This is a genomic window from Ramlibacter sp. bp-362 (assembly GCF_054956735.1).
Window position 1 is genome coordinate 44,326 of the sequence record NZ_JBUDXE010000020.1, and the last position, 15,687, is coordinate 60,012.

Sequence of the window (15,687 nt, forward strand, 5' to 3'; positions counted from 1 at the left end):
GGCTACATCCTGAAGACGCCGAACTTCGGCTCGCCGATGGGCGCGTTCATGGACGCGGAGAGCCCCAGCGCCAGCACGCGGCGGGTGTCGGCCGGGTCGATCACGCCGTCGTCCCACAGGCGCGCGCTGGAGTAATAGGGATGCGACTGGCGGCCGAACTGGTCGAGGATCGGCTGCTTGAACGCCGCCTCCTCCTCGGCGCTCCACTGGCCGCCGCGCGACTCGATCCCGTCGCGCTTGACGGTCGCCAGCACGCTGGCCGCCTGCTCGGCGCCCATCACGCAGATGCGCGCGCTGGGCCACATCCACAGGAAGCGCGGCGAATAGGCGCGGCCGCACATGCCGTAGTTGCCGGCGCCGTAGCTGCCGCCGATGATGATCGTGAACTTGGGAACGCTGGCCGTGGCGACCGCCGTCACCAGCTTGGCGCCGTGGCGGGCGATGCCCTCGCTCTCGTACTTGCGGCCCACCATGAAGCCGGTGATGTTCTGCAGGAACACCAGCGGCACCTTGCGCTGGCAGCACAGCTCGATGAAGTGCGCGCCCTTCTGCGCCGACTCGGAGAACAGGATCCCGTTGTTGGCGATGATGCCCACCGGCATGCCCTCGAGGTGGGCGAAGCCGCAGACCAGCGTGGTGCCGTACCGCGCCTTGAACTCGTGGAACTCGGAGCCGTCGACGATGCGGGCGATGATCTCGCGCACGTCGAAGGGCTTGCGCGCGTCCGTCGGGATGACGCCGTACAGCTCGCGGCCATCGTACTTCGGCGCGACCGGCTTGCGCAGTTCCACCGGGGGCACCTTGCCGCGGTTGAGCGTGGCCACGGCCTGGCGCGCCAGCGCCAGCGCGTGCGCGTCGTTCATCGCCAGGTGGTCGGCCACGCCCGAGAGCCGCGTGTGCACGTCGCCGCCGCCCAGGTCCTCGGCGCTCACCACCTCGCCGGTGGCCGCCTTCACCAGCGGCGGGCCGCCCAGGAAGATGGTGCCCTGCTCCTTGACGATGATCGTCTCGTCGCTCATCGCCGGCACGTAGGCGCCGCCCGCCGTGCACGAGCCCATCACCACCGCGATCTGCGCAATCCCCTGCGCCGACAGGTTGGCCTGGTTGTAGAAGATGCGGCCGAAGTGCTCGCGGTCGGGGAACACCTCGTCCTGGTTCGGCAGGTTGGCGCCGCCGGAATCCACGAGGTAGATGCAGGGCAGCCGGTTCTGCGCGGCGATCTCCTGGGCCCGCAGGTGCTTCTTCACCGTCATCGGGTAGTAGGTGCCGCCCTTCACCGTGGCGTCGTTGCAGACGATCATGCAGTCGACGCCGCTCACCCGGCCGATGCCCGCGATCATGCCGGCGCAAGGCGCGGCCATCGTGCCGCCCTTTTCCAGGTACATGCCGTGCGCGGCCAGCGGCGCGATCTCCAGGAAGGGCGTGCCGGGGTCGAGCAGCAACTGCACGCGTTCGCGCGGCGGCAGCTTGCCGCGCGCCTCGTGCTTGCGCCGCGCCGCCTCGCCGCCGCCGGCCGCGTGCAGCGCCACCTGCGCGCTCAGGTCCTCCACGAGCGCCTGCATCGCGGCCGCGTTGGCCTGGAACTCGGCGGACCGGGGATTGAGCTGGGTCTCCAGGATCGTCATGGGGCGAGCTTAGCCACTCCCTCCGCCCAGCGCTTGCCCGGCGAGTTGCAAATCCTGCCAGCCAGCTACACTTGGCGCCATGTCCGCGCCCCGCCGCAGCGCCACCCCGGCCGCCGCCACGCCCATGGCTTTCGCCCGAGCCATCGCGGCGGCCTACCGGCGCCACGGGCGCAGCCCCGAACAGGCGCTGGAACTGGCACAGATCACGCCAGCGCAACTGGCGAAACCGGACGCGCGCATGACCTCGCGCCAGATGGAGATCCTCTCGGCCGCCGCCATGCAGGAACTGGACGACGAGGGCCTCGGCGCCTTCCGCCGCCGCCTGCCCTGGGGCAGCTACGGCATGCTGGCCCGCGCCTCGCTCACCGCGCCCGACCTCGAAGTGGCGCTCAAGCGCTGGTGCCGCCACCACGGGCTGCTCACCGACGACGTGCAGCTCGCGCTGCAGGTCGAGGGCAGCAGCGCCATCATCAGCCTGCAGGAGCACATGCCGCTGCCGCCCGAGGTGCGCGAGCTGGGCATCGCCTTCATCCTGCGCAACATCCACGGCCTCGCCTGCTGGTACGTCGATTCGCGCATCCCGCTGCAGGGCGCGCGCTTCCCCTACCCGGCGCCGCCGCACGCCGACGCCTACCGCCACATGTTCCCCGGTCCGCTGCAGTTCGGCGCGCCCGCAGCCGGCATCGCCTTCGACGCGCGCTACCTGAAGCTGCCGCTGCGCCGCGACGAGAAGGCGCTGGCGCAGATGCTGCAGCGGGCGCTCGCCATCACCGTGCTGCAGTACCGGCGCGACCGCCTGCTGGTGCCGCAGGTGCGCCAGGCGCTGGCCGCGCACCCGGAGCGCAGCCACAGCGCCGAGGCGCTGGCGCAGTTGCTGCACGTGTCGGCCCGCACGCTGCACCGGCAGCTGAAGGAGGAAGGCGCCAGCCTGCAGCAGCTGAAGGACGAAGTGCGGCTGGAGCGCGCCCGCGACCTGCTCTATCGCACCGACCGGCCGCTCAAGCAGGTGGCCGCCGCCGTGGGCTTCCGCAACGAGAAGAGCTTCGGCCGCGCCTTCCGGCAATGGGCGGGCGTGACGCCGGCGGCCTTCCGCGAAGCGCGCTGAGCGCCCCGCCGCTACACTGGCGGGCGTTTTTCCCCCGCGGTCCGCTCTTGAAAATCTTCTACGGCTGGCGCATCTCCCTCGCCGGTGCGGCGATGCAGTTCCTGCTTTCGTCGTTCCTGGTGCAGGCCTTCGGCGCCTACGTCGCCGTGCTGTCGGAGCAGAAAGGCTGGAGCAAGACGGTGCTCGCCGCGGGCGCCGCGCTGCAGTCGGTGGAAGGCGCGGTGCTGGGGCCGGCGCTCGGCTGGATGGTGGACCGCCTCGGGCCCCGCTCGATGATGCAGATCGGCGTGTTCGTGCTGTCGCTCGGCTTCTTCTGCTTCAGCCAGCTCGATTCGCTTCCCGGCTTCTACGGCTCGGTGCTGCTGATCGTGATCGGCGGCAGCCTGTGCGGCTACTTTCCCTTCTCGGTCACCCTGGTGCACTGGTTCCGGCGCCGGCGCGCGCGGGCGCTGTCGCTCATGGGGCTGGGCCTCGCCTTCGGCGGCATCTCCGCCCCGCTGGTGGGCTGGGCGATGCAGAACTACGGCTGGCGGCCGGTGGCGTTCTGCTCGGGGCTGATCCTGCTCGTCGCCGGCCTGCCGCTCGTGCGCGTCGTGCGGCGCAACCCGGCCGAGATCGGCGAGACCATCGACGGCGTGCCGCCCGCGCCGGCGCCCGAGCCCACGCTGGGCGGCAGCCTGCCGCCGGCCGAACGCTCGTTCACGGCGGGCGAAGCGCTGCGCACGCGCGCCTTCTGGCTGCTGGGGCTGGGCCATGCGTTCGCGCTGCTGGTGGTGACCTCGGTGAACGTGCACGCGATCTCGCACATCAAGGAAGGCCTGGGCTACTCGCTCGCGCAGGCCGGCTTCGTGATCACGCTGATGACGCTCTCGCAGGCCTGCGGCGTGCTGCTCGGCGCCGCGATGGGCGACCGCTGGAACAAGCGCTACGTGGCCGCCGGCTGCATGCTGTCGCACATGGTGGGCCTGCTGATGCTCACGTGGGCCGTGCACCCGCTGATGCTGGGCGGCTTCGCCATCTTCCACGGCGTGGCCTGGGGCCTGCGCGGGCCCTTCATGCAGGCGCTGCGGGCGGACTACTTCGGCCTGCAGGCGATCGGGATGATCCTGGGGCTGTCCGGGATCCTGGTCTCCATCGGCCAGGTCGCCGGGCCGCTGATCGCGGGGGCGTTCGCGGACGCGACGGGGAACTACCGCATGGGCTTCACGCTGCTGGCGCTGGTGGCGGGGTCGGGGTCGGTGCTGTTCCTGATGGCGAAGAAGCCGACGTAGGCGCCGGCGCGGCACAACCCGGTCTTCCTCCCTCTCCCTCTGGGAGAGGGAGCAGGCCCGATCCTGGCGCTGGACGTAGCATGCGATGTCGCCCAGCCGCGTGTCACAAGTTGCACTATCCATCCGTCTTGGGATGAGATCGTCCCCACCGGAGCCCCCATGTCCGCCACCGCCACCCACGACACCTTCCAATCCCTGCGCCCGCGGCTCTTCGGCATCGCCTACCGCATGCTCGGCGTGCGCGCGGACGCGGAGGACGTGGTGCAGGAGGCCTGGCTGCGGTGGCAGGCCGCGGACACGGCCGGCCTGCAGTCGGCCGAGGCGTGGCTCGTCACCGTGACCACGCGGCTGGCCATCGACCGGCTGCGCGCCGCCAAGGCCGAGCGCGAGGCCTACGTCGGCTGGTGGCTGCCCGAGCCGCTGGTGGAAGTGGACGAGCGCACACCCGAATCGGCGGCGGAGCTCGCGGGCGACCTCTCGGTGGCCTTCCTGCACATGCTGGAGCGCCTCGCGCCCGAGGAGCGCGCGGCCTTCCTGCTGCGGCAGGTGTTCGACTACGACTATGACGAGATCGCCGCGATCCTCGACAAGAGCGAAGCCGCCGTGCGGCAGAGCGTGCATCGCGCGGGCGAGCGCGTGCGCGCCGAGCGGCCGCGCTTCCAGGTGCCGGCGGAAACGCACCTGCGCCTGCTGGAGAAGTTCGTGCAGGCGGCGCGCAGCGGCGAGCGCAACGCGATCCGCGCGCTGCTGGCCGAGAACGCACAGACCATCGGCGACGGCGGCGGCAAGGTGCCTTCGGTGCCGGGCGGCATGCACGGCGCGGAGCGGGTCACCAACCTGTACTGGGCCCATGCGCTGAAGTTCGGCCCGCGCATCACCTACCGCATCGCCACCGTCAACGGCGAGCCGGGGCTCCTGCGCTACATCGACGGCCGGCTCGAATCGGCCCAGGCCGTCGTGACCGACGGCGAGCGCATCGTCTCCATCTACGTGGTGCGCAACCCCGACAAGCTCGCGAACATCCAGGCCTGACGCACGCGGGCTGTCACAAGCGGCTGGCCCGCGTCGTCTAGGAGGTATTCCCACAACCTTCCAATGACATGGAGCCCACGATGACCGCACCCCGACTGAACTACCACGCCCTCGCGCCCAAGGCCGCCCGCGCCGCCAGCCAGTTCTCGCATGCCGCCGGCAGCTCGCTGGACAAGCGCCTGAAGGAACTGGTGAACCTGCGCATCAGCCAGATCAACGGCTGCGCCTTCTGCATCGACATGCACTGGGCCGACCTGCTGAAGCAGGGCATGGACCCGCGCCACGTCAACGCCGTCGCCGGCTGGCGCGAGGCCACGCGCTTCTTCTCCGAGGCCGAGCGCGCCGCGCTGAACTGGGCCGAAGCGGTGAACGCCGTGCCGCACCGCACGCCCAGCGACGCCGACTTCGAGGCCGTGAAGGGCCACCTGACGGACGAACAGATCGCCGACCTCACCTTCTCCGTCGGCGCGATCCGGAACTGGAACATGCTCAATGCGAGCTTCCACATGCCGGTGCCCGAAACGCCGTACACGGGGGGCTGAGGCGCGGGCGTCTCCCCGGGACATCCACTGTTGACAAGCCACGCCTCGGTGGCCTACCCTTGGTAAGACCACGGTCAGGCAGCCCCGCGAGCGGGCTGCGCCGTGCCACAAGGGGGCCAGCTGCATGTCACGGGACGAATCACGCTCACCGCACGCGATCGCGGTGCCACGATGGCCGGCGATCGGCCTCGCGAACGACCACGCTGGATTCCTCCTGAAGGGCTTCGTCAAGGACGTCCTCGCGCAGCACTGCGACCAGGTGATCGACGTCGGCCCGAATTCCGATGCGCCGGTCGATTTCCCGGACGTCACCCGCCAGGCGATCGACCTCATTCGCCAAGGCAAGGTCAGGCGCGTGATCCTCGTCTGCGGCACCGGGGCGGGCGCCTGCATCGCCGCCAACAAGATCCCCGGCATCCGGGCAGCGGTCTGCCACGACACCTTCGTGGCGCGCCAGGCCGTCGAACACGACGACGTCAACGTGATGTGCCTGGGCGCCTGGATCATCGGGCCGCAGGTGGCGCGCGACGTCATCGAGACTTTCCTGGCCTCGGAATTCAGCACGGAAGAACACTTCCGCCGCCGCGTCGAAAAGCTGGGCGACCTGGAGCGGGAATCCGCGCGCGCCCTGCTGCAGGGCACGCCGAAGGCGTGAACCGGTCGCCGCGATGACCCAGCCGATCCGGATCACCCAGCAGGCCGACGAGCACGAGGACGGGTACGACCGCGTGCTGTCCTTCCTGCGCGACGAGCTGATGTCCGGCCGCCTGAAGGCCGGCGACCGCCTGCTGCCGGAACGCGACCTCGCCGGCGCGCTCGGCGTCAGCCGGCCGGTCATCCGCGAGGCGCTCACGGCGCTGTCCACGCTCGGCGCGGTCGAGACGCGGCGCGGCTACGGAACGGTGGTGCGCGAGCCGAACTTCACGGCGCTCGCGGACTACTTCAGCCTGGTCCTCGCCCAGCAACCGGGCGCCGTGGACGACGTGATGCAGGCCCGCATCGCCATCGAGCGCCAGGCGATCCGCCTCGCGTGCGTGCGTGCGCTCGCGCCGGACCTGGAACGGCTGTCGCAGGCCCTGCAGGCGATCAAGGAAACCATCGACGACCCGGCGCAAGGCGGTACGGCGGACTTCCACTTCCACTCGATGATCGTGGAGGCGGCCCACTCGCCGGCGCTCTCCAGCGTCTACGCCGCCGTCGCCAAGCTGCTCCAGGCCTCGCACCTGGAGCGCAGGAAAGTGATCGCGGGCGTGCCGCAGGTCGATGCGTACCTGATCGACCACCACGAGTCGGTCCTGATGGCGATCCAGCGCCGGAACCCGGACGAGGCGGACCGGCTGCTGGCGGAGCACTTCGAGATCGGCGCGAACCTGCGCGCGGATGCGGAGGCGGCGCAAGAGAAAGCGCGCGGCGCCAGGCGCAGCGCCCAACGGGCATGACCCCGGAGATCGTCGTCTTCGGCAGCATGAACATGGACCTGATGGTCCGTGTGGCACGCGCACCGCGCGGCGGCGAGACGCTGCAAGGCCTCTCCTTCCTCGCCAACCCCGGCGGCAAGGGGGCGAACCAGGCCGTCGCCTGCGCCCGCCAGGGCGCGCGCGTCGCCATGGCGGGATGCGTCGGCGAGGACGATTTCGGCAGGACCTTGCGCCAGGCGCTCGCCGACGACGGGATAGACACCGCGAACATCCGCACCGCCCCCGGCAGCACCGGCGTGGCCGTCGTGATGGTCGACGACGCGGGCGAGAACCGCATCACCATCATCCCCGGCGCCAACGCCCTGCTGAAGGCGGACCCGGAGGCGCTCGCCGGCCAGTACCTGCTCCTGCAGTGCGAAGTGCCGATGGACGAAGTGGTGACGGCAGCCCGCATCATGCGCGCGAAAGGGGCGACAGTGGTGATGAACCCGGCGCCGGTCTGCCAGCTGCCGGAGGCGCTCTGGTCGCTGGTCGACATCATCGTGACGAACGAGATCGAGGCCGCCGAGCTGGCCGGACGTGAGGTGACCGATCCCGCCAGCGCGGCGGCGGCCGCGTATTCGCTGCAGCGGCGCGGGCCGGCGACGGCCATCGTGACGCTGGGCCCCCAGGGCGTGGTCGTGGCCGACGAGGCCGGCTGCCGCCACTTCCCCGCGCTGTCCGTGCCGGTGGTCGACACCACGGCCGCGGGCGACACCTTCATCGGCGCCATGTGCGCGGCGCGCGTCGCCGGCGAGTCGACGGACGCCGCCGTGATGCGCGGCATCCAGGCGGCCACGCTGTGCGTCACCCGGGCCGGTGCGCAGGCGTCGATCCCGCGCCGCCACGAGCTGGAGGCCGTGCAGGCGGTGGCCGGCCCTTCCTCCCTGCCATCGCGATGACCTACAAGTTCGACTTCAGCAGCGTGCTCGCGTACTGGCCCCTGTTCCTGCACGGCGCGTGGCTGACGCTCAAGCTGTCGGCGGCCGCGACGCTGCTCGGCCTGCTGCTCGGGACGCTGTGCGCCATCGGCCGGGGCAGCCGCAACGCCTTCGTGGCGCGCGCCTGCACGGCCTACGTCGAGGCGATCCGCAACACGCCCCTGCTGGTGCAGATCTTCCTGGTGTACTTCGGGCTCGCCAGCATCGGCCTGAAGGTGCCCGCCTTCGTCGCCGCCGTGCTGGCGATGGTCATCAACGTCGGCGCCTACACCACCGAGATCATGCGCGCCGGCATCGAGTCGATCCACCGCAGCCAGATCGAAGCCGCGGAATGCCTGGCGCTTTCGCGCGTGCAGATCTACTGGCACGTGATCCTGCGGCCGGCGATGGAGCGCGTCTATCCCGCGCTCACCAGCCAGTTCGTGCTGCTGATGCTGGCCACGTCGATCACGTCCGTGATCTCGGCCGAGGAGCTGACGGCCATCGCCAACCGGATCCAGTCGGACACGTTCCGGTCCTTCGAGACCTACGCCGTCGTGGCGGTGTTCTACCTGCTGCTGTCGCTCGTGATGCGGACGGCCTTCTGGGCCGCCGGCCAGGCGCTGTTCACGCGCCGCCGCAAGCTGGGGACGCCGCTGTGAACGGCGCCTTCAACGCGAACCACTTCGTGTTCCTGCTGCAGGCGGCGGGCTGGACCCTCGTGCTTTCGCTCATGGCCTTCGTGGGCGGCGGGCTGGTGGGCTTCGTCGTGGCCCTGTGCCGCATCTCGCCGCTGCGCTGGCTGCGCTGGCTGTCCATGGGCTACGTGCAACTGGTGCAAGGCACGCCGCTGCTGATCCTGATGTTCCTGGCGTACTTCGGCCTGAGCATCGCCGGCCTGACGCTGCCCGCCCTGGTGGCGGCCGGCCTCGCGATGACGATCTTCGTCAGCGCCTACATCGGCGAGATCTGGCGCGGCTGCATCCAGTCGGTGCCGCGCACGCAGTGGGAAGCCGCCGAGTGCCTCGCGCTGTCGAAGGCGCAGCGCATGCGCCTCGTGGTGCTGCCGCAGGCCCTGCGCATCGCCACGCCGCCCACGGTGGGCTTCATGGTGCAGATCGTCAAGAACACCTCCCTGGCCTCGGTGGTCGGCTTCGTCGAGCTGGCCCGCGGCGGCCAGGTGGTGAACAACTCCATCTTCCAACCCTTCCTGGTCTACATGCTCGTCGCCGGCCTCTACTTCCTGCTCTGCTTCCCCTTGTCGTGGTGGAGCCGGCAACTCGAACGCCGCCTGCTGGTGGCCCATCGCGTGGAGGTGGCGGCGACATGAGCATGATCGAGCTCGAGAACGTCCATAAAAGCTTCGGCGCCCTGAAGGTGCTCGACGGCGTGAGCTTCAGCGTGGACAAGGGCGAGGTGTTCGCCATCATCGGCCGCAGCGGCTCCGGCAAGAGCACGGCGCTGCGCTGCATCGACCGGCTGGAGCGCATCGACCAGGGACGCATCCAGGTGTGCGGCCACGACGTGAGCAGCCCCAAGCTGGACCTGCGCCAGCTGCGGCTCGACGTGGGCATCGTGTTCCAGAGCTACAACCTGTTCCCGCACCTCACCGCCGCGGAGAACATCGCGCTGGCGCCGCGCCACAGCCGGGGCAAGACGCGCGCCGAGGCCAGGGAGCTGACCGAGCGCGTGCTCGCGCAGGTGGGCCTGTCCGACAAGGCCGACAGCTACCCGGAGCAGCTGTCGGGCGGCCAGCAGCAGCGCGTGGCGATCGCGCGCTCGCTGGCGATGGAGCCGAAGGTCATGCTGTTCGACGAAGTCACGTCCGCGCTCGACCCGCAGCTCACGGGCGAAGTCCTGAAGGTGATGGCCGACCTGGCCGCCGGCGGAATGACCATGGTGCTGGTCACCCACGAGATGGCCTTCGCGCGCAACGTCGCCAACACCACCCTCTTCATGCACAAGGGCCGCGTCTGGGAACAGGGCGGCCCCGGCATGTTCGACCGGCCGGAGACGGCGGAACTGCAAGAGTTCCTCGGCACCGGCCTCTGAGCTTTCCCTGTCCGCAACCACTGGAGACACCATGAGCCCGAAGAACCTGTTCCGCCGCGCACTGCTGCTGGCATCCCTGTCCATGGCGTTCGTCGGCGCCCACGCCGACACGCTGGACAACATCCGCGCGGCCAAGAAGATCCGCGTGTCCATCGACCTGGCCGTGCCGCCCTCGGGCATGACCGACGCGAACATGAAGCCGACGGGCTCGGACTACGACGTGGCGGTGCTCCTGGCCCATGACCTCGGCGTCGCCCTCGAAATCGTGCCCACGGTCGGCGCCACCCGCATCCCGAACCTGCAGACCGGCAAGGCGGACATCATCATCTCCACGCTGGCCTGGACGCCCGAGCGGGCCAAGGTCGTCGACTACTCGATCCCCTACGCGCCCCAGCTCTCGGTGGTGGGCGGCATCAAGAGCATCAATGTCAAGAGCATGGCGGACCTCGCCGGCAAGAGCATCGCCGTCAACCGCAGCACCACCCAGGACAAGGACCTGACGGAGAACGCGAAGGGTGCGACCGTCGTGCGCTACGACGACGACGCCGGCGTGATCACGGCCATCGTCACCGGCCAGGCCGACCTGGTGGGCACCTCCAGCGCCCTGTTCAAGACCATGCAGGAAAAGGCGCCCCAGCGCCAGCTGGAGCAGAAGTTCGTGCTGCGCGTCAACGACCTGGGCATCGGCGTGCGCAAGGACGACCCCAAGCTGCTGGCCTGGATCAACGACTGGGTGAAGGCCAACCACGCCAACGGCAAGCTGAACGCGATCTTCAAGAAGTACCACGGCGCCGACATCCCGAAGGATGTGGTGCAGAAGTGGGTGAGCAAGTAAGGGCCATGCTGGCCCTGATCGACACCCACCACCACTTCTACGATCCGGAAGCGCACTACTACCCGTGGCTGAACGATGCGGGGCACGCCCCGCACCGCTACGGCGACCACTCCGCGCTGAAGCGGCCCTACCTGCCGGCCGACTACCGCCGCGACACGGCCGGCGTGGACCTGCTGGGCAGCGTGCACGTCGAGGCCGAGTGGGACCCGAGGGACCCGGTGGGGGAGATGCGTTTCATCGCCTCCCTGCGTGAGCAGTGCGGCCTGCCCTCCGTGGCCGTGGGGCAGGCCTGGCTGCACCAGGCGGACGCGGCCGCCACGCTGGAACAGCTGGCCGCTTTCGATTTCGTGCGCGGCGTGCGCCAGAAGCCGCGCGCGAACGCGGCGCCCGGCGGCCCGCCGGGCGGCATGACGGATGCGGCCTGGCTGCAAGGCTATGCGCGGCTGGCGCCCCTGGGCCTGCACTACGAACTGCAGACGCCCTGGTGGCACCTGCACGAGGCGGCGCGCGTGGCCGCCGACTTTCCGCAGACGCGCATCGTCATCAACCATGCGGGCATGCCGTCGGACCGCAGCGAGGAAGGTTTGCGGGCGTGGCGGCTGGCCCTGGCCGGCATGGCCGTCCATCCCCATGTCGCGATCAAGATCAGCGGCATCGGCGAAGCCGGCTACCGCTGGCGGCCGGACGCCAACCGGCGCGTGGTCTTGGACGTGATCGACATCTTCGGCGTGGACCGCTGCATGTTCGGCAGCAACTACCCCGTGGACAGCCTGTGCGTGCCGTACCGGAGCATCTTCGAGAACTTCGCCGCGTACGTCGCCGACTTCAGCGAGCAGGAACGCGCGCAGCTGTTCGTGGAGAATGCCCGGCGGATCTACCGCATCGCGGCCTAGCACCACGAACAACAAGGATGGAACGATGAGTGGAAGAACGAGCCTCCTCGCGCGTGGCGTCGCGCTGGCCGGCCACGCCGCCCTGACCTGGCGGCGCTGGACGCAGGGCCCCATGCCGCCGGCGGCGGTGGGCGGTGCGCCGCAGATCCCGCCGGGGCGGCCGCAAGGCGCCGTGCCGACGCTCAAGATGCCGACGGCGCGCGGCTGGACCGAAGGGCAGCTTCCCGTCGCGGCGCCCGGATTGAAGGTGAACGCCTTCGCCGCGAACCTGAAGCACCCGCGCTGGATCCACGTGCTGCCCAATGGTGACGTCACCGTGGCGGAGGCCATGCAGCCGCTGCGGACGCCGAAGAACGTGTTCGACCACGCGATGGTGGCGACGCTGCAGCGAGCGGCCGCCATCGGCACCAGCCCGAACCGCATCACCTTGCTGCGCGACGCGGACGGCGACGGCGTCGCCGAGACGCGCGAAACCTTCCTGCAAGGCCTGCGCCAGCCCTTCGGCATGGCGATGATCGACGGCACCTTCTACGTCGGCAACACGGACGGCGTGGTCGCGTTCCCCTACACCACCGGCGCGACGCGCATCGAAGCGGAAGGACGCAGGCTGACCACGTTCAAGCCCGGCGGCCACTGGACCCGCAGCCTGCTGGCGAGCCCCGACGGTCGGCGCCTGTACGTGGGCGTGGGATCGCTCACCAACATCTGCGATCTCGGCCCCGAGGTGGAGCAAGGCCGCGCCTGCATCGTCGAACTGGACCTGGTGACCGGCGAGTACCGCCCGTTCGCCGAGGGCCTGCGCAACCCCGTGGGCATGGCGTGGGAACCGCACACCGGCGCGCTGTGGACGGTGGTGAACGAGCGCGACGGCCTGGGCGACGAGACGCCGCCCGACTACCTGACCTCCGTGCGCGAAGGCGGCTTCTACGGCTGGCCGTATTGCTACTGGGGCCAGACCGTCGACGACCGTGTGCAGCCGCAGGATGCGGCGCGCGTGGCATCGGCGATCACCCCGGACTACGCGCTGGGCGGACATACGGCGTCGCTGGGGCTGTGCTGGATGCCGAAGGGGACGCTCCCCGGCTTCGACGAGGACGGCATGGTGATCGGGCAGCACGGGTCGTGGAACCGGAGCGTGCTGAGCGGCTACAAGGTCGTGTTCGTCCCGTTCGCGAACGGGAAACCGACGGGTGCGCCGCCGCGGGACATCCTGTCGGGGTTCCTGGCGCCGGATGAGAGCGAGTCTTACGGCAGGCCCGTGGGGGTGGCGGTCGGGCCGGACGGGCACTCGCTGTTGGTGGCAGATGATGTGGGAGATGTCATCTGGCGGGTCGGCCGCCGGTAGCCGACGCGGTCAGCGGGCGGGCCCTTGCCAAGGTAGCTGCTTATGACCGATTGTGTTGAAAAACTCCCCGATGCCGCCTAGATTTGCGCGGACCAGGTGCGGGGGTGCTGAGGATGATGGGGAACCAAGGCGGAGCGCAGGAGCGGCTGTTCTACTCGTTCAACCTTGACGACCACGTCCCCAAGGACCATCTGCTGCGAGGCGTCGACCGGTTCCTCGACCTGGGCGAGCTGCGCAAGCAGCTCACCCCGTTCTACAGCCACACCGGTCGCCCCTCGATCGATCCGGAGCTGATGATCCGGATGCTGGTCATCGGCTACTGCTTCGGCATCCGCTCCGAGCGCAGGCTGTGCGACGAAGTGCACCTGAACCTGGCGTATCGCTGGTTCTGCCGCCTCGATCTGGAGCAGCGGGTGCCGGATCACTCGACCTTCTCGAAGAACCGCCATGGGCGCTTCCGCCAGAGCGATGCCTTCCGGCATGTGTTCGAGATGGTGCTGCGCCGATGCATGAAGGAGGGACTCGTGGCCGGCGAGGGCTTTGCAATTGACGCCAGCGTGATCAAGGCTGACGCCAGCCGCGCCTTACGCTGGACGGAAGGGGAGGCACCAACCCGCGCGGTGCGCGAGTACCTCGAAGCGCTTGATGCCGCGAATCCCGCGGCAGAAGACCAACCGTCGGAGGGACCACCTGACCCTCCGCCGAGGCACATCTCGCCGACCGATCCTGAAGCTCGGTGGACCGCAGCACCAGGTGGGCCAGCCTTCTACGCCTACTCCAGCAACTACTTGATCGACTTGGAAGCCGGGATCATCGTGGATGTCGAGGCCACGCCGGCCAACAAGACCGATGAAGTGGAGTCGACCAGAACAATGATCAATCGCGTCGAGCGGCTCGTTCACCTGAAGCCAAAGCGGCTCCTTGGCGACACCGCGTACGGGGCCGCGCCGCTGTTGAACTGGATCGTCAACGAGAAAAGGATCGAGCCGCACATCCCTGTCTGGGAGAAGGCGAATCGCGACGACGGCACCTTCAGCCGCTCGGATTTCACCTTCGACGCGCAAGAGCAAACGTATACCTGCCCTGGGGGCAAAAAGCTCCGGACCACTGGGCGAGCGACCTCCGCCGACACGCTTCTGTTTAGAGCAGCAAACAGCGACTGCAGTGGCTGCCCGCTGAAGCAGCGCTGTTGCCCCAACACACCACACCGGAAGGTTCCGCGCAGTGTCTACGAGGACGCGCGCGACAAGGCGCGTACTGTATGCGCCAGCCCCGCATATGAGCAGTCTCGCAGGGACCGCAAGAAAGTCGAGATGCTGTTTGCGCACCTCAAACGGATCCTGAAGCTCGATCGGCTGCGACTACGCGGCCTCAAGGGCGCCCGAGACAAGTTCCTGATGGCCGCAACAGCGCAAAACCTGCGACGAATGGCCAAATGGCTCGCGCCAGAGCAGGAAATGGGAAGGGCAGTAGCTGTATGAGGTCACTGGGCGGCTAAGCGCCCCGAAACCGACCCCGCTTGCTGAAGCTACGGAATGTCCGCCGCGACCAACCCGTCCCGGCGGCTGCGGCCAGATCCGAGTTTTTCAACAGAATCGGTCGGAAGCGGACGTGATTGCGATGCACCACGCGCCGGAGGCGCAGCACTTACCTCCCTCGATTCAGCTGGTCAACGGCGATGTGCGAGCACCAGCCTGACTGAGTTCGCCGAGAGCAAATCCAGCCGCAACGAGTCACCCTCTTTGCCCGCGCGCCGGAACCAGTCACGAAGCTCCACACCGCCCATGATTCTTGGCGTCTGGTTGGCGTTGGCCCTGCGATTGATTGTCGCCAGCACCGGCAGAGCCGCGCCCCCAAGGTACAACTCGATAGTCTCACCGTCCGATCCGAAAAGGTCCGCCTGCGCCGCCGGAATGTTGAAGAAGCCTTTTCGGTAGTACGTGGGCGCGAGGGTGATCTCGAAGGACGACTGCACGGGAAGTTCCACCTTTTCGGCAATCGCCGGTACCGCGATTTCCGGGCGTTCTTTCTCTCCACCGTTCCAGGGTGGACGCATGACTCCAATGATGCTGTCTTCAAGACCCGCCGCGAGGTTCAGGTGGAACTCGCCGTAGCGGTGCAATCCTGTATCGGGCAGAGCGAATACTTCGACAGTTGCACCGCTGTCGAGCGCTTGTTTGATCCGTGCATTGTTGCGGACATTTGTCGTCTGCGACGGTGCCGGATTGCTGTAGCCAGCCATGCGCGCTGCGAGCGGCTGGATCGTCTTACCGACGTACATCAGTTCCCCGTCAACGACGAATGCATAGAGGATGTTTGGCAGGGTTGCGAACCGTGACAGGTTACAAGCGAGGCGGGGGCCGACCATGGCCCAGTGACCGCATGGAGCGAAGCCGATCTGTAGGAGCTGATTCACGCGGGACGCCTTCTCTCGGGGTTGCTGTTGCCGAGACGCCGCAAGATCGTGCCGGCAGCCGCGAGCACTTCCGGGAGTGTCCGAATTTCCGTGTGTGAGGCGCTGAGACTTTTCCAGGGCGGCGGTCGGCGCTTGCGACGAACCGACCGACGCGGTGGGAAAGTCGGTCCTCGATCTTACGAGACCCCTCTGGT

General features: G+C 68.9%; 16 protein-coding genes. 14 read left to right on the forward strand and 2 right to left on the reverse strand.

Going from position 1 to position 15,687, the window contains the following annotated elements; all coding sequences use genetic code 11:
- Positions 1 to 2: 2 nt before the first annotated feature.
- Positions 3 to 1,625: a carboxyl transferase domain-containing protein gene (locus ACY0MJ_RS20385; RefSeq protein ID WP_462640376.1), complete on the reverse strand. Its 1,623-nt coding sequence runs from the start codon at positions 1,623 to 1,625 to the stop codon at positions 3 to 5.
- A 79-nt stretch (positions 1,626 to 1,704) separates the two neighbouring features.
- Between ACY0MJ_RS20385 and ACY0MJ_RS20390 the strand changes: the two genes are divergently transcribed.
- From ACY0MJ_RS20390 to ACY0MJ_RS20455, 14 genes are all read left to right on the forward strand, one after another.
- Complete coding sequence (locus ACY0MJ_RS20390) at positions 1,705 to 2,730, forward strand: AraC family transcriptional regulator ligand-binding domain-containing protein (protein WP_462640377.1); 1,026 nt, start codon at positions 1,705 to 1,707, stop codon at positions 2,728 to 2,730.
- Between the two features lie 47 nt (positions 2,731 to 2,777).
- Positions 2,778 to 4,001, forward strand: coding sequence for an MFS transporter (locus tag ACY0MJ_RS20395; protein WP_462640378.1), 1,224 nt, complete (start codon positions 2,778 to 2,780; stop codon positions 3,999 to 4,001).
- Between the two features lie 159 nt (positions 4,002 to 4,160).
- Positions 4,161 to 5,033 carry an RNA polymerase sigma-70 factor gene (locus ACY0MJ_RS20400; RefSeq protein ID WP_462640379.1) on the forward strand — a complete coding sequence of 291 codons (873 nt, stop codon included), beginning with the start codon at positions 4,161 to 4,163 and terminating at the stop codon, positions 5,031 to 5,033.
- A gap of 80 nt (positions 5,034 to 5,113) precedes the next feature.
- Complete coding sequence (locus tag ACY0MJ_RS20405; protein WP_462640380.1) at positions 5,114 to 5,575, forward strand: carboxymuconolactone decarboxylase family protein; 462 nt, start codon at positions 5,114 to 5,116, stop codon at positions 5,573 to 5,575.
- Between the two features lie 124 nt (positions 5,576 to 5,699).
- On the forward strand, positions 5,700 to 6,230 hold the full coding sequence (locus ACY0MJ_RS20410) for an RpiB/LacA/LacB family sugar-phosphate isomerase (protein ID WP_462640381.1): 531 nt from the start codon (positions 5,700 to 5,702) through the stop codon (positions 6,228 to 6,230).
- Between the two features lie 13 nt (positions 6,231 to 6,243).
- A complete protein-coding gene (locus ACY0MJ_RS20415; RefSeq protein WP_462640382.1) occupies positions 6,244 to 7,014 on the forward strand; it encodes a FadR/GntR family transcriptional regulator in 771 nt (256 codons plus the stop codon).
- A complete protein-coding gene (rbsK, locus tag ACY0MJ_RS20420) occupies positions 7,011 to 7,934 on the forward strand; it encodes a ribokinase (RefSeq protein WP_462640383.1) in 924 nt (307 codons plus the stop codon). The genes ACY0MJ_RS20415 and rbsK overlap by 4 nt, the downstream gene beginning before the upstream one ends.
- Positions 7,931 to 8,614: an amino acid ABC transporter permease gene (locus ACY0MJ_RS20425; protein ID WP_462640384.1), complete on the forward strand. Its 684-nt coding sequence runs from the start codon at positions 7,931 to 7,933 to the stop codon at positions 8,612 to 8,614. Before rbsK ends, ACY0MJ_RS20425 begins: the two co-directional genes overlap by 4 nt.
- Complete coding sequence (locus ACY0MJ_RS20430) at positions 8,611 to 9,282, forward strand: amino acid ABC transporter permease (protein ID WP_462640385.1); 672 nt, start codon at positions 8,611 to 8,613, stop codon at positions 9,280 to 9,282. The genes ACY0MJ_RS20425 and ACY0MJ_RS20430 overlap by 4 nt, the downstream gene beginning before the upstream one ends.
- Positions 9,279 to 10,004: an amino acid ABC transporter ATP-binding protein gene (locus ACY0MJ_RS20435; RefSeq protein WP_462640386.1), complete on the forward strand. Its 726-nt coding sequence runs from the start codon at positions 9,279 to 9,281 to the stop codon at positions 10,002 to 10,004. The genes ACY0MJ_RS20430 and ACY0MJ_RS20435 overlap by 4 nt, the downstream gene beginning before the upstream one ends.
- Before the next feature lie 31 nt (positions 10,005 to 10,035).
- Positions 10,036 to 10,839, forward strand: a complete 804-nt coding sequence (locus ACY0MJ_RS20440) for a transporter substrate-binding domain-containing protein (RefSeq protein ID WP_462640387.1) — start codon at positions 10,036 to 10,038, stop codon at positions 10,837 to 10,839.
- Positions 10,840 to 10,844: 5 nt separating this feature from the next.
- Complete coding sequence (locus ACY0MJ_RS20445; protein WP_462640388.1) at positions 10,845 to 11,732, forward strand: amidohydrolase family protein; 888 nt, start codon at positions 10,845 to 10,847, stop codon at positions 11,730 to 11,732.
- Between the two features lie 25 nt (positions 11,733 to 11,757).
- Positions 11,758 to 13,077: a PQQ-dependent sugar dehydrogenase gene (locus tag ACY0MJ_RS20450; protein WP_462640389.1), complete on the forward strand. Its 1,320-nt coding sequence runs from the start codon at positions 11,758 to 11,760 to the stop codon at positions 13,075 to 13,077.
- Positions 13,078 to 13,190: 113 nt separating this feature from the next.
- Positions 13,191 to 14,558 carry a transposase gene (locus ACY0MJ_RS20455; protein WP_462640390.1) on the forward strand — a complete coding sequence of 456 codons (1,368 nt, stop codon included), beginning with the start codon at positions 13,191 to 13,193 and terminating at the stop codon, positions 14,556 to 14,558.
- A 188-nt stretch (positions 14,559 to 14,746) separates the two neighbouring features.
- Here the strand turns inward: ACY0MJ_RS20455 and ACY0MJ_RS20460 are convergent, their stop codons facing one another.
- A complete protein-coding gene (locus ACY0MJ_RS20460; protein WP_462640391.1) occupies positions 14,747 to 15,493 on the reverse strand; it encodes a GIY-YIG nuclease family protein in 747 nt (248 codons plus the stop codon).
- Between the last annotated feature and the right edge of the window lie 194 nt (positions 15,494 to 15,687).

Bases quoted from the DNA above. Each gene is read 5' to 3' on its own strand.
- ACY0MJ_RS20385 (WP_462640376.1), bottom strand. From the start codon at position 1,625: ATGACGATCCTGGAGACCCAGCTCAATCCCCGGTCCGCCGAGTTCCAG.
- ACY0MJ_RS20390 (WP_462640377.1), top strand. From the start codon at position 1,705: ATGTCCGCGCCCCGCCGCAGCGCCACCCCGGCCGCCGCCACGCCCATG.
- ACY0MJ_RS20400 (WP_462640379.1), top strand. From the start codon at position 4,161: ATGTCCGCCACCGCCACCCACGACACCTTCCAATCCCTGCGCCCGCGG.
- ACY0MJ_RS20405 (WP_462640380.1), top strand. From the start codon at position 5,114: ATGACCGCACCCCGACTGAACTACCACGCCCTCGCGCCCAAGGCCGCC.
- ACY0MJ_RS20410 (WP_462640381.1), top strand. From the start codon at position 5,700: ATGTCACGGGACGAATCACGCTCACCGCACGCGATCGCGGTGCCACGA.
- ACY0MJ_RS20415 (WP_462640382.1), top strand. From the start codon at position 6,244: ATGACCCAGCCGATCCGGATCACCCAGCAGGCCGACGAGCACGAGGAC.
- rbsK (WP_462640383.1), top strand. From the start codon at position 7,011: ATGACCCCGGAGATCGTCGTCTTCGGCAGCATGAACATGGACCTGATG.
- ACY0MJ_RS20425 (WP_462640384.1), top strand. From the start codon at position 7,931: ATGACCTACAAGTTCGACTTCAGCAGCGTGCTCGCGTACTGGCCCCTG.
- ACY0MJ_RS20435 (WP_462640386.1), top strand. From the start codon at position 9,279: ATGAGCATGATCGAGCTCGAGAACGTCCATAAAAGCTTCGGCGCCCTG.
- ACY0MJ_RS20440 (WP_462640387.1), top strand. From the start codon at position 10,036: ATGAGCCCGAAGAACCTGTTCCGCCGCGCACTGCTGCTGGCATCCCTG.
- ACY0MJ_RS20445 (WP_462640388.1), top strand. From the start codon at position 10,845: ATGCTGGCCCTGATCGACACCCACCACCACTTCTACGATCCGGAAGCG.
- ACY0MJ_RS20450 (WP_462640389.1), top strand. From the start codon at position 11,758: ATGAGTGGAAGAACGAGCCTCCTCGCGCGTGGCGTCGCGCTGGCCGGC.
- ACY0MJ_RS20455 (WP_462640390.1), top strand. From the start codon at position 13,191: ATGATGGGGAACCAAGGCGGAGCGCAGGAGCGGCTGTTCTACTCGTTC.